16 protein-coding genes and 2 tRNA genes are annotated in these 14846 nt (G+C 63.3%); 6 read left to right on the forward strand and 12 right to left on the reverse strand.

The window, feature by feature from the left end; genetic code table 11:
• Positions 1 to 17: 17 nt before the first annotated feature.
• From J1N60_RS04820 to J1N60_RS04845, 6 genes are all read right to left on the reverse strand, one after another.
• On the reverse strand, positions 18 to 536 hold the full coding sequence (locus tag J1N60_RS04820) for a hypothetical protein (protein WP_312911153.1): 519 nt from the start codon (positions 534 to 536) through the stop codon (positions 18 to 20).
• 405 nt (positions 537 to 941) lie between these two features.
• The gene (locus J1N60_RS04825; RefSeq protein ID WP_312911155.1) at positions 942 to 1460 is read right to left on the reverse strand and encodes a metal-dependent hydrolase; all 519 of its coding nucleotides are present in this window, start codon (positions 1458 to 1460) and stop codon (positions 942 to 944) included.
• Entirely contained in the window at positions 1453 to 2034 is a 582-nt protein-coding gene (locus J1N60_RS04830; RefSeq protein ID WP_312911156.1) for an OB-like fold-containing membrane protein, read from the reverse strand. Before J1N60_RS04830 ends, J1N60_RS04825 begins: the two co-directional genes overlap by 8 nt.
• 197 nt (positions 2035 to 2231) lie before the next feature.
• Positions 2232 to 3158 (reverse strand): hypothetical protein, encoded by a 927-nt coding sequence (locus J1N60_RS04835; RefSeq protein WP_312911157.1) that lies wholly within the window; start codon positions 3156 to 3158, stop codon positions 2232 to 2234.
• A gap of 337 nt (positions 3159 to 3495) precedes the next feature.
• The gene (locus J1N60_RS04840) at positions 3496 to 4356 is read right to left on the reverse strand and encodes an aldo/keto reductase (protein ID WP_312911158.1); all 861 of its coding nucleotides are present in this window, start codon (positions 4354 to 4356) and stop codon (positions 3496 to 3498) included.
• 238 nt (positions 4357 to 4594) lie between these two features.
• A tRNA-Phe gene (locus J1N60_RS04845) sits at positions 4595 to 4668 on the reverse strand.
• 123 nt (positions 4669 to 4791) lie between these two features.
• On the opposite strand from J1N60_RS04845, the gene J1N60_RS04850 reads away from it, so the two are divergent.
• Together J1N60_RS04850 and J1N60_RS04855 are read left to right on the forward strand one after the other, a co-directional pair.
• Entirely contained in the window at positions 4792 to 5664 is an 873-nt protein-coding gene (locus tag J1N60_RS04850) for a DUF502 domain-containing protein (RefSeq protein ID WP_312911159.1), read from the forward strand.
• A 465-nt stretch (positions 5665 to 6129) separates the two neighbouring features.
• Entirely contained in the window at positions 6130 to 6567 is a 438-nt protein-coding gene (locus J1N60_RS04855) for a DUF7344 domain-containing protein (RefSeq protein WP_254159142.1), read from the forward strand.
• Positions 6568 to 6938: 371 nt separating this feature from the next.
• Here J1N60_RS04855 and J1N60_RS04860 read toward each other — a convergent pair.
• Positions 6939 to 7012, reverse strand: a tRNA-Val gene (locus J1N60_RS04860).
• Between the two features lie 63 nt (positions 7013 to 7075).
• On the opposite strand from J1N60_RS04860, the gene J1N60_RS04865 reads away from it, so the two are divergent.
• Both J1N60_RS04865 and J1N60_RS04870 read left to right on the forward strand, forming a co-directional pair.
• Complete coding sequence (locus tag J1N60_RS04865; protein WP_312911161.1) at positions 7076 to 7576, forward strand: DUF192 domain-containing protein; 501 nt, start codon at positions 7076 to 7078, stop codon at positions 7574 to 7576.
• A gap of 162 nt (positions 7577 to 7738) precedes the next feature.
• The gene (locus tag J1N60_RS04870) at positions 7739 to 9667 is read left to right on the forward strand and encodes an ABC transporter ATP-binding protein (protein WP_312911162.1); all 1929 of its coding nucleotides are present in this window, start codon (positions 7739 to 7741) and stop codon (positions 9665 to 9667) included.
• A gap of 15 nt (positions 9668 to 9682) precedes the next feature.
• On the opposite strand, the gene J1N60_RS04875 is transcribed toward J1N60_RS04870, so the two are convergent.
• On the reverse strand, positions 9683 to 10027 hold the full coding sequence (locus J1N60_RS04875) for a DUF5789 family protein (RefSeq protein WP_312911164.1): 345 nt from the start codon (positions 10025 to 10027) through the stop codon (positions 9683 to 9685).
• A gap of 127 nt (positions 10028 to 10154) precedes the next feature.
• On the opposite strand from J1N60_RS04875, the gene J1N60_RS04880 reads away from it, so the two are divergent.
• Entirely contained in the window at positions 10155 to 10892 is a 738-nt protein-coding gene (locus tag J1N60_RS04880; protein WP_312911165.1) for a creatininase family protein, read from the forward strand.
• Positions 10893 to 10950: 58 nt separating this feature from the next.
• On the opposite strand, the gene J1N60_RS04885 is transcribed toward J1N60_RS04880, so the two are convergent.
• The 3 genes from J1N60_RS04885 to J1N60_RS04895 all read right to left on the reverse strand — a co-directional run bounded on the left by J1N60_RS04885 (position 10951) and on the right by J1N60_RS04895 (position 12809).
• Positions 10951 to 11403: a DUF5790 family protein gene (locus J1N60_RS04885; RefSeq protein ID WP_312911167.1), complete on the reverse strand. Its 453-nt coding sequence runs from the start codon at positions 11401 to 11403 to the stop codon at positions 10951 to 10953.
• 310 nt (positions 11404 to 11713) lie between these two features.
• Positions 11714 to 12244 carry a hypothetical protein gene (locus J1N60_RS04890; RefSeq protein WP_312911169.1) on the reverse strand — a complete coding sequence of 177 codons (531 nt, stop codon included), beginning with the start codon at positions 12242 to 12244 and terminating at the stop codon, positions 11714 to 11716.
• Positions 12245 to 12422: 178 nt separating this feature from the next.
• Positions 12423 to 12809, reverse strand: a complete 387-nt coding sequence (locus tag J1N60_RS04895) for a dihydroneopterin aldolase family protein (protein WP_312911170.1) — start codon at positions 12807 to 12809, stop codon at positions 12423 to 12425.
• Positions 12810 to 12956: 147 nt separating this feature from the next.
• Between J1N60_RS04895 and J1N60_RS04900 the strand changes: the two genes are divergently transcribed.
• Positions 12957 to 13799, forward strand: coding sequence for a PspA/IM30 family protein (locus tag J1N60_RS04900; protein WP_312911171.1), 843 nt, complete (start codon positions 12957 to 12959; stop codon positions 13797 to 13799).
• Between the two features lie 252 nt (positions 13800 to 14051).
• On the opposite strand, the gene J1N60_RS04905 is transcribed toward J1N60_RS04900, so the two are convergent.
• Positions 14052 to 14708 (reverse strand): FxLYD domain-containing protein, encoded by a 657-nt coding sequence (locus tag J1N60_RS04905; protein WP_312911173.1) that lies wholly within the window; start codon positions 14706 to 14708, stop codon positions 14052 to 14054.
• Between the last annotated feature and the right edge of the window lie 138 nt (positions 14709 to 14846).

The following is a 14846-nucleotide window of genomic DNA, read 5'->3' on the forward strand; positions in this document are numbered from 1 at the left end:
TTGACGACGAACGATCGCTACAGGCTAAAGTATTCCGCGAGGTACTCGAGGTCGAACTCGACGTCGACCGCCGGGTGCGTTTCGAGTTGCTGAATGTCCGAGGAGAAGACGATCCCGTCGTCCACCTTGATCACGTAGAGCGGATGCGTTCCGAGCCGATCGGTAAAGAACGTGACCTCGTCGGCGCGCTGGTCGTAGACCAGCCCGGCGAAATTTCCGTTCAGCCCCGACACGAACGTCAGTCCGAACTCCTCGTACAGCGTCGAACAGTACGCAGCAGCCGTATCGTCCGGGAGCCGGTACTCGCCACCCGGTGTCTCGAATCCCCACACCGGCCCCCACAGCCAGATGGCGACGTTGCCGCCGTCGGTCCACGCCGGTTGTGGCTCCGCCTCGAGCGGGTGGGAGACGGCGGTAACCGAGACCCGCCCGTCGGTGTACGAAGTCGTTGCTTCGTCTCCCCTCCACTCGAGTACGTCCTCGGGTTCCGTCGTTTCCCTCGAGAGACGCCCAACCGTGCCGAGTAATCCGACCATTGAGACGAGTCCTCAATGGACCCGTACATAGTGGTTTCGTCGGTTTCGAGACTTATGAACCGGTACATACTGTCTCGGTAACGGCAACTATCCGAGACGGTGTCTCGAAGTCGCGTCACGCCACGGACGGCGTTCGCTCTTCGGTCCCACGATTCTGTCGTGGTAGACGAGCGTCTGCCGGTCGTCGAATCGTGTTCGATGACTCGTCACGTTCGGCCGGCTCTGGCTCGAGTCGAGAATTTCTGACCGATCTAACGCTCCCAGGAGAGACGACGATAGGCGGACTGGACGCGCCGCTCGCCGTCGCGTTCCCGACCGACACCGATCGGCGCTCGTCGCCTCGAGCCACGCCCGAACCCTCTCGCGGCGGTCGACCACGTCTCGAATCGCGCGCGTACCGACACCTCAGTCGGGTGGCGTCTCCGACTCTGAAGCGGCACTGTCGCGGCGCCGACGAACCGCCCACAGGAGCGTAGCACACGACCCGGATGCGAGGACCGGCCACCGGTCGGTACTCTGATAGAGATCCCCAGACGGAATCCGATACTCGAGGATCGGCCAGAAGACGGCGTAGGACTGGCCCGTCGGGGTGATCAGCAGGATGTCGAGAAGGTGGTGAGAGACGACGCCGACGGCCACCAGCGCGAGGACTCGTTTGCGATGATCCGGCGCCACCAGCAGAACGAGAAGACCGGTCACGAGCGCGGATCCGACGAGAGTGTGCAACGGCTCCCACGAAAACGGGAGTCCGAACACGCCCGCGACAAACCCGTCCGAAGCGACCAGTTCGATCCGGTTCAGATCCGGACTCGCGGCGCCAACCATGACGAGCGAGACGTGTGCCGGACGGAGCCGCTCGTATCGAAGCGAGAGGAGCGTGCCGATGCTGTACCCGACCAGCAGGTGCGTGAGCAGATCAGCCACGGTGATCACCGTCGTCCCCAGTGTTATGGGCGTGATGGATGTCTGACGGGCGGCCATCAGACGGACGGCTGTCGGACGCGCTCCCTCGCGGTACGAACGCGAACGCCGTCCGGTCGAAACGCCACTGCCGAACGAGTCGGCCGATGATCCAGAGCCCGCCCACCACCGAAACGCCGTACAGGTAGCCGCTATCGGACGATTCGCGCGTCACCGCCCGTTCGACCACGAGGGTCGACTCGTCCTCGAGGGTTCCGAACGCGTTCACGCGATCGTTTACCTCGAGCGGTTCGTCGGTGTCCAGCAACCGGTCGTCGACGTCCACGAACGTGAAGCGGCCGTGACCGCTGGCGAGCGTCGCGACGACGACGGGGTCGGTTTCGACGACGAAGCCGCCGATGACGACCTGCTCGCCGACGTAGGCCGCCCGGTCTTGGCGCACGTCCATCTGGTCTGGACGCTCGCTTTCCAGGAGTTCGTCGGACGTCGCACCTGCTAGGAGCAAACAGCCGACCAGGAGGGCGAGGAGAACGAGCCCGGCGAGAACGCGACCGAGCTGGCCGTGTAGCTCTGCCATGGTACCCGTTTCGCTCGGGCGTCGATACGTGTTTTCTTCCCTGGCCACTCTCGTCGCTTTCGACGTGATTCAAGACGAGAGATGACAGTGAAACGACGCGCCCGCGCCGGGGATTCGAACCGACCTGGCCGGTTCAGCGGCGACGGTGCGCTTTCTTCGGTTACCGTCCGATCTTCGTCCGCTCGGGTCGTGCTGGATTAGTCGCTGTCGTTGTCGTCGCCGTCATCGCCGTCATCGCCGTCATCGTCGTCATCGTCGTCATCGTCGTCATCGTCGTCTTCATCTACCTCTTCGCCGTCTTCGATCGTCTCGCCGTCCTCGTCGTAGTCTTCGTTGGCGTCGTCGCTGTCGTCATCGTCGCTGTCATCGCTGTCGTCATCGTCGCTGTCATCGCTGTCGTCATCGTTGCCGTCGTCTCCGTCGTCGCTGTCGCCACCGGAATCTCCCTCGTCGTCGCCAGGACACTCGTCGCCGATCGTAACCGACACCGAGTACGTCTCGGCCGCACTCTGGCTGTTCACGATAACAGACGCCTCGTAGGTCCCCTCATCGTCGGGGTTCACGACACACTCGACCGTGACGCAGATCCGGTCGCCCGCCTCGAGCGAGTAGCTGCCGCCGAAGTTGAGCGCGACCGTCTTGCTGTCGTCGGCAGCAATCTCGTCCAGGTCGTCGACGACGCTGTCGCCGTTGTGCGTGACGTCTACCTTCGCATCGTCGACGTTGAACAACCCGACGTCGGTTCCCTCCAGGTCACAGACCAGGTCGTTCAGGGAATCCCCGTCGGTATCGTCGCCGACCGTCACGCGGAACGTGTACGTCGTCGTCGCACCCGGCTTCGAGGAGTCGACGGATAGCGTCGCGCCGCCAGTCGTCGTGTCGTCGGTCGTTTCTTCGTCGCCGTCGTCACCGTCGCCAGTATCGTCGCTATCGCTATCGCTTTCCTCTTCATCGACCTCTTCGCCGTCCTCGATCGTCTCGCCGTCCTCGTCGTAATCTTCGTCGGTCTCGTTCTCGTCGTCGCCGTTGATCTGTGCGTTCGTTACGCCGCCGATGGCAGCGATCGTTCCCGATGCTGCGAGTGCTTTCAGGACCGTTCGACGTTGCTTGGGTTCGTCAGACATGGTTAGTGGTGAAGGTGTGGAATCGTCTTCGAATCTGTCTCCGTCGACACGCTTCGTCCCCATCCCCTTGCGGGGAGGTGCCTACGGATTCTGGCGCTCGAGTGTTTACTATCGGACGATTAAGCAATTCACGTACTGTTTCACTTCTATAATTTCACGAATTCCCACTCGTTTGCCGATCTGTCAACTTACAAAATTCGCCACAGAGAGGAACTCTCCGTACCGTCTCGAACGGTTGTCTCTCACGAAACGATTCATTCTCGAAACTGTCCGTCTCTCCGACTCGAGAGACGAGGGCGCTCGCCGACAGGCCACCCGCCAGTACTCATTGGGACGCCTAATTGGCCGCCTCGGTCAGCCGCCGTACGTCGTCGTCCGCGAGCGAGAGCTGCGAAGCTGCGACGTTCGACTCGACGTGATCCGGATTCGACGTGCCGGGGATCGGAAGGATGACGTCGGCTCGCTCGAGCAACCACGCCAGCGCGACCTGACGCCGCGTGGCGTCGTGCTCCGCCGCGATTTCGTCGAGGAGGTCGTCGTGAGCCTCGAGATCGTCGCCGTCGATCGGTGCCCACGGGATGAACCCGATGTCGTTCTCGGCACAGACCTCGAGGACGTCCGCCGACGAGCGGTCGTTCACGTTGTATCGGTTCTGGACGGTGGCGACCTCGACCTGTTCGCGCGCCTGGTCGAGCTGTTCCGTGGAGACGTTACTGAGGCCGACCTCGCGAACGAGCCCCTCGTCTTTGAGTTCGGCGAAGGCCGCCACGGAGTCTTCGAACGGCGTGTCGTCGTCCGGTCGGTGGAACTGATAGAGGTCGATGGTGTCGGTCCCGAGCCGATCGAGCGACGTGAGCACCTGGTTGCGAATGTAATCCGGATCACCGTGGGCGATCCAGTCACCCTCGCGGTTGCGGAGCAGCCCCGCCTTGGTCGCGACGAGTACGTCGTCGCGGTCGCCGAGTACCTCACCGACGAGTCGCTCGCTAACGCCGGGGCCGTAAGAGTCCGCCGTGTCGACGAAGTCGACGCCGCAGTCGACGGCGCGCTGGACGACCTCGCGGGCGGCCTCCTCGTCCACCGGCGGGCCCACGATGTCGTCGCCGCAGAGACGCATCGCGCCGAACCCGAGACGGTGGACGGTCGAATTGCCGATCTCGAACGTATCGCTCTCGTTTGCGATCGAGTTACTACTCACGTCGACGTCTCTGGTCCACGGTGGGATAACCGTTGGGCGGTCATTTGCCGTGTTCTCGGCGCCGGGATTGTGTCATGACCTGTCGAACGTGGGAGCTGCTCGAGTGAGAACCGCTTCTGATACGAGTGGAAAAGGAACGTCGCCTCCCGGATTTGAACCACGGTCGGAGCAAAGCTCCTCCCTGATTCAAATCCGATCGGATGGATTTCTCTCGCTCACGGGTTGTTCGCGAGAGAAGTGCCGCCTCCCGGATTTGAACCGGGGACAGCTCGATCTTCAGTCGAGTGCTCTCCCAGTCTGAGCTAAGGCGGCTCACTCATACCTCCGGCGATGATATAAAAAAGGATTTCGAATGCCGCTCGAGCGACGACGGAGGAGCGGTGGATAGCGCCACGAACGACAACCTCTTTCACCGAGGTATCCTTTCGAAACGCAATGGCGATTCCAGACTCGCCCGATGGGGCACCGGCCTCTCCCAGAGAAGCTGGCAAGTCTCTCTACGAAGGAACGCTCGACGTGTTGATGACCGGTATCGCGATCATCGTTCCGCTCGTCATTACCCTCTACGTTTTACAGATCGTCCTCGAGTTCATCACCAACGCGTTAGTGCCGTTCATCGAACTCCTGCAGTGGTTCGGGATCATCGACTGGTTCCGACGCACGGAACTCGTCGGTGCGCTCGTCCAGATGGGGCTCTACCCCTACATTATCGGCTTTCTCACGGAACTCATCACTCTCGCGCTCCTGTTAGGGATCGTCATCGTCGTCGGATCGATCGGTCGCCACCGCTACGGCGAACGGGCTATCGAGATGGTCGACCTCGCTATCGCCGCTATTCCCGGGTTCGGAACCGTCTACAAGAGCTTTCGTCGCATGGGCGACGTCATGCTCGACAACGAGGCGGAGAACTTCCAGGAGATCAAACTCGTCCAGTGTTTCGACGACGACATCTACGTGATCGGCTTCGAGACGAGCACGTCGCCGGAGACGATCGCGGACGTCACCGGCCACGACGAGATGGTCACGCTGTTCATCCCGCTCGCGCCGAATCCAGTAACTGGTGGCTTCCTGACGCACGTCCCGCGAAGCCGCGTTATGGACGTCGACATGACGATCGAGGAGGGCGTCCGGAGCATCCTCACGAGCGGCGTCGCCACCGGCGAATCCGCCAGCGATCCGACCCCGGTCACCATGGGAGATCTCGAGAAGGTCACGGACATCGACCGACTTCAAGACGCGATTACCGCCGACGATGGCACCGTCGCTGACGACGGCTCCGTCGACGACGACGGCGAATCCGGTAACTGACGGCAAAATCGGTGCCACTGTGCCGGTGGTCATCCCGGCATTCGACGACGACGACGGCAATTGACCGTCGACGTTCGCCCCCAGAGAATCGACGACGTGAGGACGTCGACGACGTGAGGACGCCGGAGGGACCTGAACACCTTGCACACACAACCCCCGTTCGTAGGTCGAGGGCCGTGGTACGCACAGTAGCAATGCTTGGCACCCTTCGCTCGTTCGTCCGGGAAGCGATTAGCCTCGTCATCGCGATCATCACGTTTCCGCTGCGGTTACTCCGGTCACTCGTGTAGCGACCGGATCGCTGCTGGGCGACCCGGCCAATTTCGTCACCCCCACCGCTCGATCCCTCGACCCCTCGAGCGTCGGTAGACTCATCGATTCCGATAGTCGACCATTACGCCGGCGTATGTTGGAATTTCGGATATTCAAGACACCCTTTTCAGCGCCGCTCACCTATGATCTGGTATGGAAGCGCTTCCCTCGAGTGAGGCAGACGAGCAACTCACGGCGGACGTAATTCTGGAGTTGCTCGCCAACCGCCGTCGTCGGTACCTCCTCTACGCGCTTCGCGGCCGCACGGTGCCCATCGAGTTATCGAAACTGGCCGAAGAAGTCGCTGGCTGGGAGCACGACGTGCACCCCGACGAGGTCGCGAAAAACGAGTACAAGAGCGTGTACGTGTCCTCGGTTCAGTGTCACGTTCCGAAGCTCGCCGACGCCGGCGTGGTCGACCACGACGAGGACAACCACACGGTCATCCTCGCCGAGAACTTCGAACAGCTCGAGCCGTATCTCAGGGTGGTGATCAAGGACGAACCCGAGAACTCACGGCTCCACGACGCCCTCGAGGTCGAACGCGGCGACGGGTTGCTCGGGTCGCTTCGTCAGCGCCTCAAGTCCTGACTGCACGGGTTCCAGCGTTCGGTGCGTCGTCTCGGGGGGAGTTTTCGTGTGTCCGGTGATCCGTTTTTCTTCTCACATCGTTTCGACGATTTTCCTGGGTCTCGAGTCGTAACCGGTTGAGGTCAAGTTCTTCGAGTCCGCTCGTCGCCTCTCTCGTGCGTGGTCTCGATGTCGCGCCCGCCGCTCGAAGGTCGGTCTGTAGTGGGCAGCAACTCGAGCTATTGGGATGGGCTCGAGCCATTGAGATGGGCTCGGGCGGGTTCGAACAACGCGAAGACGGTCGCTCTCGCGTTCGCTCGAGCGCTGCGACTTCTCTCGTTCGAACCGCCCTCGCGTACAGTTCTGTGACTCACTGTCGTTCGTTCCAGAAATGGGCTCGGGCGGGTTCGAACCACCGACCTCGGCCTTGTAAAGGCCGCGTCATAACCAGCTAGACCACGAGCCCGTATCCGACCAGAGCGGGCCCGTGCGAATAACCTTTACTTTCTCGAGTCGAAGACGAATCCGGATGCGACAGTCCTACAGGCGCGTCTGGTCTGCGCTCGTCGTCGTGGTCGTCGTGCTCGCGGTCGGCTACGGACTCGTCCAGCTCTCGATCCTCCCCGCGCCGTGGACTCACGATAGCGGCGACGTGCGTGTCGTGGACGGGGACGGGACCACCAAACTCGCCGTCGACGTCGAGGTGGCCGACACCTACGAACAGCGCTACACCGGTCTCAGCGACCACGACTCCCTCGAGAACGGCACGGGAATGCTGTTCGTCTACAGCGACGAGGACGACCGAACGTACGTCATGCGTGAGATGGACTTCGACATCGACATCATCTTCATCGGGGCCGACCGCGAAATCACCGAAATCCACCACGCACGAGCGCCAGAGGCCGGCGAGGACGGCGAGGACCTCCGATACTCCGGCGAGGCGAAGTGGGTCCTCGAAGTGCCACGCGGCACGGCCAACGAGTCGAATCTCGAGGTCGGTGACGAGGTCGAGATTGACCTCGAAGACTGACGCGCTTCCGTTTTCGACGACGGTGAATCGGCGGTAACGAACGATTGTCGCGAGTGCGAACGGTGACTTCCGGCAACACGTTCCGGAGCTAACGGGTTGCGATCTGGATATATTTCGATTCGTAGGCAACGTTTATTGCTGACCGTCCACTCAGCCAGTGCAATGAGTAGTGTTGACTGGGACGAGGACGACCCATTCCAAGAGCAACGGGAGAAGATCGAGAATCCCATGCAACGGCTGGTGTTCGAGTACGGCCGGCCGTACTGGGTCTCGGTCACGTCCGGGATTACCGCGAGCGTTTTCGCCCGTTTGCTCGATCTGATTCCACCGATTTTGCTCGGACTGGCGATCGACGCGATATTTCTGCAGGACCGCCCCTTCGACCTACGGTTCGTTCCGAACGAGTGGTTGCCGACTGAGCAAGCCGATCAGTTCACCCTGACGGTCGTCATCATCGCCCTCTCGTTTACGATCGGCGCGGCGTTTCACTGGCTTCGCAACTGGGGGTTCAACGCGTTCGCACAGGACATCCAGCACGACGTGCGGACGGACACCTACGACAAGATGCAGCGCCTCGACATGGAGTTCTTCGCCGACAAGCAGACCGGGGAGATGATGTCGATTCTCTCGAACGACGTCAACCAGCTCGAGCGATTTCTCAACGACGGACTCAACTCGGCGTTCCGACTCGGGGTTATGGTCCTCGGGATCGCTGCGGTGCTGCTGACGATCAATCCACAACTGGCCCTCGTCTCGATGGCTCCCGTGCCCCTGATCGCGGTCTTCACCTACATCTTCGTCAAGAAGATCCAGCCGAAGTACGCCGCGGTGCGCTCGAGCGTCGGAGAAGTCAACTCCCGCCTCGAGAACAACCTCGGGGGCATCCAGGTGATCAAGGCCGACAACACCGAGAACTACGAATCTGGGCGCGTCGAGGACGTCTCCCGGAAGTACTACGACACGAACTGGGGGGCGATTACCATCCGGATCAAGTTCTTCCCCGGGCTCCAGATCATCTCGGGCATCGGCTTCGTCCTGACGTTCCTCGTCGGCGGTTACTGGGTGTTCAATGGCGCGCCGGGCCCCTTCTCCGGAGACCTTGGCGTCGGCGAGTTCGCGACGTTCATCCTGCTCACCCAGCAACTCGTCTGGCCGATGGCCCAGTTCGGACAGATCATCAATATGTACCAGCGAGCGGAGGCGTCCGCCGAACGCATCTTCGGGCTGATGGACGAACAGGGGCGCATCGAGACCGACGTCGACGCGCCCGACCTCGAGATCGACGAGGGCCGCGTTGAGTACGACGACGTGACGTTCAGCTACGACGAGGAGGAGATCATCGTTGACGACATCTCCTTCGACGTCCCTGGCGGCGAGACGATCGCTCTCGTCGGTCCGACTGGGGCCGGGAAGTCGACCGTCCTCAAGCTCCTGTTGCGCCTCCACGACGTCGACGACGGAGCCATCCGAATCGACGACCAGGACATCCGCGAGGTCTCCCTTCCGAGTCTGCGCCAGTCGATGGGGTACGTCGGTCAGCAGTCGTACCTCTTCTACGGAACCGTCAAGGAGAACGTCACTTACGGGACCTTCGACGCCAGCGAGGAGGAGCTCGTCGAGGCCGCCAAAGCCGCCGAGGCACACGACTTCATCCAGAACCTGCCCGACGGCTACGACACGATGGTCGGCGAGCGCGGCGTCAAACTCTCGGGCGGCCAGCGCCAGCGGCTGTGTATCGCGCGGGCGATCCTCAAGGACCCCGAGATCCTCATCCTGGACGAGGCGACGAGCGACGTCGACACCGAGACCGAGATGCTCATTCAGCGATCGATCGACCACCTCACAGAAGAGCGAACGACGTTCGCCATCGCGCACCGCCTCTCGACGATCAAGGACGCCGACCAGATCGTCGTCCTCGAGGGTGGCGAAATCGTCGAACGTGGCACTCACGACGAGTTGATCGAGAGCGACGGACTGTACGCCCACCTCTGGGGCGTGCAGGCGGGCGAAATCGACGAACTCCCCCAGGAGTTCATCGAGCGCGCTCAGAAGCGAACGGCGCGGACACAGGCGCGTCGCGGCGGCGATTGAACGGTAGCGGTAGCCTTAGAAGGATTCGTCTTCGGACTGGACGTCCTCGCCCGAGGGGTTGTCCTTCTGTCGCTCCTCGCCGGGTGCAGGCGGCGTCCGATCGCTGTAATTTTTCCGGCCGATCGCCTCGTCGCCGACCATGTTCATGACGGCCTGTTCGACCTCCTCGTAGGACCCGTACTCGTCCTCGTTCAGCGGCCCGATGAGTTCCTCGAGCGTCGCGGTCTCCTCGCCCATCTCGAGTTCGATGTCGCCGTGATTCTCGAGCAGTTCGTCCTGTGAGACGGGGTAGTCGTGGTCCTTGAGTTCGTCCTGGAGCGCCCCCAATTCGATGCCGAGTTCGCGGGAATCTTCGCTCATGGGTGCCCGTCCATCACCGCGCGGGAAACCAGTTTTCCCTGCCATCGCGTGCTCCACTGGGGGCCAACAAAATCTCTGGAGCGTGCGTTGCGGTGGCTACAAGGCCCGACCGCTCCTCGTGGCGACCATGCACCTCGAGGAGGCTACCTGGACCGACGTCGCCGACTGCGAGACCGACCTCGCCGTGCTCCCGGTGGGGAGTACCGAACAGCACGGCCCGCACGCGCCGCTCGGGACGGACGTCTTCACTGCCGAGGCCGTCGCGGACGCCGCCCTCGAGCGGATCGACCGTGAAGTGATCCGCGCCCCAGCGGTTCCGGTCGGCATCGCGGAGGAACACCGCCACTTTCCGGGGACGATGTGGGTCTCGCCCGACACCTTCCGGGCGTACGTTCGTGAATCGGTCGACAGCCTCGCCCACCACGGGTTCGACCGCGTCGTGATCGTCAACGGCCACGGCGGGAACGTCGACGCGCTGCGGGAGGTCGCGGCGACGATCACCCGCCACGACGACGCGTACGCGGTCCCGTTCACCTGGTTCGAGGCCGTGGGCGAGCACGCGAGCGAGATGGGCCACGGTGGACCACTCGAGACGGCGCTCTTGCGCCAGTGCTGTCCCGATCTCGTCAGGGAGGACCGGGTCGAGGACGCGAAGGCTGGCGCCGCCGAGCGCTGGGGCGAGTGGGTCAGCTACGCGAACCTGGCGGTTGATTCGGCGGAGTTCACCGAAAACGGGGTCGTCGGCGATCCGACGGCGGGCGACGAGAAACTGGGCGCGGAACTACTCGAGGTAGCTGCAGCGGCCCTCGAGCGGTTGCTCGAGGCGGTTGCGGAGCGGGACGTATCGGGTCCCGAGCGACGGTAGCGTCGGCGGTGGCTGTCGAGTGTCGAGGTTCGGGTTTCGGACGTGAACTGGTGTCGGGTTATTCGTCGTCTTCTTCCGCTTCTGCTTCGTCCTCGTCCTCGTCTTCGTCGTCAGCCTCCTCGCTCCCCGCATCCTCGAGCGTCCCTCGAAGCGCCGGAATCGTCGCCGTGAGCTCGCCGACCTGCTCGCCCGCGTCGGTGATGTTCTCGAGGGCCTCCTCCAGGTCGGCGATCTCTTCCTCGAGGTCGTCGGCGTCCTCGAACGCGTCGGCCCGTTCGCCCATCGTGTACCACTTCTTGGCGTCGCGGAGGTGGTCTTCGGCGTCGCCTACGTCGAGGGCGGACTTGAGGCCGTTGAGCACGCCGAGGACGTTCTCGGCGTCGGTCTCCCAGATGTCGTCGGGGTCGGGGAGGGCGTCCCAGGCGTCTGCGAGCGAGGACTCGACGTCCGAGCGCATCTCGGAGGCGGCTTCCCCGAACAGTTCGTCGTCGTCCAGTGAGGCTTGGCTCATGACGCCCACTTCACGGGCACCGGGGTTAAAAGATAGCCCGAAAGTGAAAGTGAAGATGCGGTGAACGAGGGCTCTCGAGGGAAAATGGCGTCCCGGATTCGAAACGGTTGATACCGGTGTTGACGCCGGGGGTGGTCCGTGCGGTTGACCGGGGTGATTTGTGCGATCAGCCGTGGTCGCTCGTGCGGTTGGCCGGGATGGCTCGTGCGGTTGGCCGGGATGGCTCGTGCGGTTGGCCGGGATGGCTCGTGCGGTTGGTCGGTATGGCTCTGCGGTCGGCCGTTCTGGTAGTGGAAATCGGCTCGAGATGCTACGATGATTCGAGGCCCGACTGCTCGTCGCGCGAACCAACCAGCTTCGTCGCGAAGAGGTCGGTGGTCGGCTCAAGGGAGCCGTAGAGGACGACCGCGAGGGCGACGAGCAGCGGCAGCGCCAGGAGGAGGAAGACTACGTCGTACAACCATCCGAACCCACCCAGCAGCGGCGTGATCGCCGCTGCTAGTCCTCGATGGGCGACGAGGACGGCCGCGAGGACGGTCGCGACCCGGGTCACGGACGCGACGCGCTCGGCGACCTCGGGAGCGTCTCGCAGTCCCGTCTTCACGAGGTCGGCCAGCGCCGGGGCGAGCAACAGGAGGAGGCCGACGACGGCGAGCGTCGCGACGGCGCTCAGGAGGGCGGCGACGGTGAGCGAAGTCCCGGGGACGAGCCAGCCCGCACCTGGCAACAGCGTCGCCACCCACAGCACGACGACCACCGCGGCCGAGGCGAGCCCCAGCTTCGTCACTCGTTGCACCATTCGCGGGTCGAGCGTCGAACGACCGGATTCGTCTGAGTACATGGCTGCAGTCGATGGCGACCACAGAAAAGGTAAAAAACGCCGACCATCGTCCGCGGGGTTCGCGACCGTTCGCCTCCGTTTGGGACCGTTCACGGGATTTAACGGGTCTATAGCGATCGCACGCGATATCGGTTCATCGACTCGAGGCGCGTCCGCTCGAAATGCGCCGATTCGAGGCTCACCGACGCACCGACTCGAGGCGCATTAGCGGGTAGCCGTCCTCCATCGCCATCCTGGTGACGACCTCGACGCCCTCGTAGGCGACGTCGATTTCGACTTCGAGGAATCGGCCGGTCAGTTCGGTGTACTCGGCGGCTCCCCCCTCGAGCGCGGCCTCGAGGACGTCCGTCCGGACATTGACGGTCACGTCGGTGCAGTGGGGCTGGTTCTCGATCGCTTCCTCCATCGCTCGCGCGAGGCTGTCGGCGCTCTCGAGGCTGATGGGAGTGCCGGCGAACTGGTGGTAGAGCGAGCCGAACTTGATGCCGGCCTCGAAGCAGGCCTGCTGGGCGTCCGTGGGAGCGGCGCTCGAGTCGCCGGCGTCGTCGGCGTCGTCGGTAGGCATACGTTCACTTTCGCATCCGGGCCTGTGGTCGTTGCGGTCCGCGGTGACGACGAGGAGCGAATCGCCCGAACGATCGACTGCTCTCGGGCTCGCACGAAGAGTAGGTGATGTGAAGTTTTTAAGAGTCGGGAGCGACACGTAGTACGTATGGGTATCCTCTCTCGGACGTCGTACATCATCCGGTCGAAGCTCAACGCGATCCTCGACCGCTCGGAGGATCCGACGCAGACGCTCGATTACTCCTACGAACAGATGCGCGACCAGCTCCAGCAGGTCAAACGCGGTATCGCCGACCTGACGACGCAGAAAAAGCGCCTCGAGATGCAGAAACGCCGCCTCGAGGAGAACGTCGAGAAGCACAACGGGCAGGCCCGAACGGCGGTCCAGCAGGGACGGGAAGACCTCGCCCGGAAGGCCCTCGAGAAGAAGAAGGCCAAGATGAACCAGATCGAGGAACTCGAGCGCCAGATCTCGGACCTGCAGAACCAGCAGGATCGGCTGATCGAGCAGAAAGACGAGCTCCAGGGCCGCATCGAGGAGTTCCGCACGAAGAAGGAGACGATGAAGGCCCGGTACGAGGCCGCCGAGGCAAGTTCCACGGTCTCGGAGGCGATGACCGCCACGGGAGAGGAGTTCGAGGACGTCGGCCGAGCGATCGAGCGCGCCGAGGAGAAGACCGAGGACATGGAGGCTCGCGCCGCCGCGATGGACGAACTCCACGAGTCGGGCGCGTTCGAGGACGTCCTCTCCGATAAGGACAGAATCGACCGCGAACTCGAGGCGCTCTCGACCGACAGCGGTGTCGACGCCGAACTCGAGACGCTCAAAGCCGAGATGGGCGGCGAGGAGGCGACGGAGGGTGAGGCGGAGGCGTCAGCGGAGCTCGAGGCCGAGGGTGAGACGGAGGCCGAAACCGGAGCCGAGACCGATGTGAGCGACGCCGAGGTCGAGTCTGAACTCGCGGAGTTGAAAGAAGAAGAGGAGAACTAGTGCGGTTTCGAGCCTGACGTGAGGAGACGAACCGATTCCTTGCATCTGGTTCGTCTCTCCGATCGATGCTCGATGGCGCACTGATTCGTCACAGCAGGTCTCGAGTGTGAGTGTCGGGTCTTGAATGTCGGCTGTCGGGTCTCTAGTGTCGAGTGTTGGCTTTCGAGTCTTGAATGTCGACTGTCAAGTCTCGAGCGTCCAGTGGCAGGTCCCTGACGTCGTCGGCCATCGGGTAGCGAACGTGCTGTACGTTCACGTCGGCGTCCCGAGTGCGGCAATGTCGTACGCTGCGATGTCGGCCGGCGACTCGAGGACGTACACGGTAAACGCCCACGTGCTACCGCTGTCGAGGTCGTTCGTGTGTCTGAAGTAGGCGCCGAGCAGGTCGTCAGCGTCGTCGTAGACGCGGACGCGGATTTCGACGAGCGCCAATCGATCGTTGCCCGCGTTCTCGAGGGTTCCCTGGACGGTCGAGCCCTGGTAACCGTCTTCCAGGACGAACTCGTGATCGATGAGGGTGATCGCGTCGAGCGGCGAGACGCCGTCGGCGGGGCCGTCGTCGGCGAGTGCCGCGGCGGCGGTCATCTCTTCGGCGGTTCGACCCTCGCCGTCGACGTCGACGGGGACGCGCTCCGTGTCCGCTCCCTCCTCGTCGTCCGTCCCGCCGTAGGACGGGCTCGTCCCCGTTCCGAGGCACCCGGCGATCGCCATCCCGGCGATCGACCCGACGGCAGCGAGGGCGCCGCGCCGGGACGTCGAGGAGCCGGGCCACTCGCTTCTCCCGGTCGGTGGGTCCCGCCAGTCCGGGTGCTGTCGGTGCGATCGCTCGTCGTTTGTGTTGTACGTGCTACGCTTGCTCCTCGCCGACCTCGAGTTCGTTCGCTCGCCGTCCTGATCCATGGTCGCCATCGCTGGTTTCACGTCGACGCCGATGGGGTTTAGTCTGTGGCATGCACCTGAACGGGCGTGTCCACGGGGCGACCTCGACTGGCGCTCGAGGCGGTTCCCAGATTGGTGTGCAGTTCCCCGAGGGCGCAACTTCGGGCG

The organism is Natronosalvus caseinilyticus, assembly GCF_017357105.1.
Lineage (GTDB): Archaea > Halobacteriota > Halobacteria > Halobacteriales > Natrialbaceae > Natronosalvus > Natronosalvus caseinilyticus.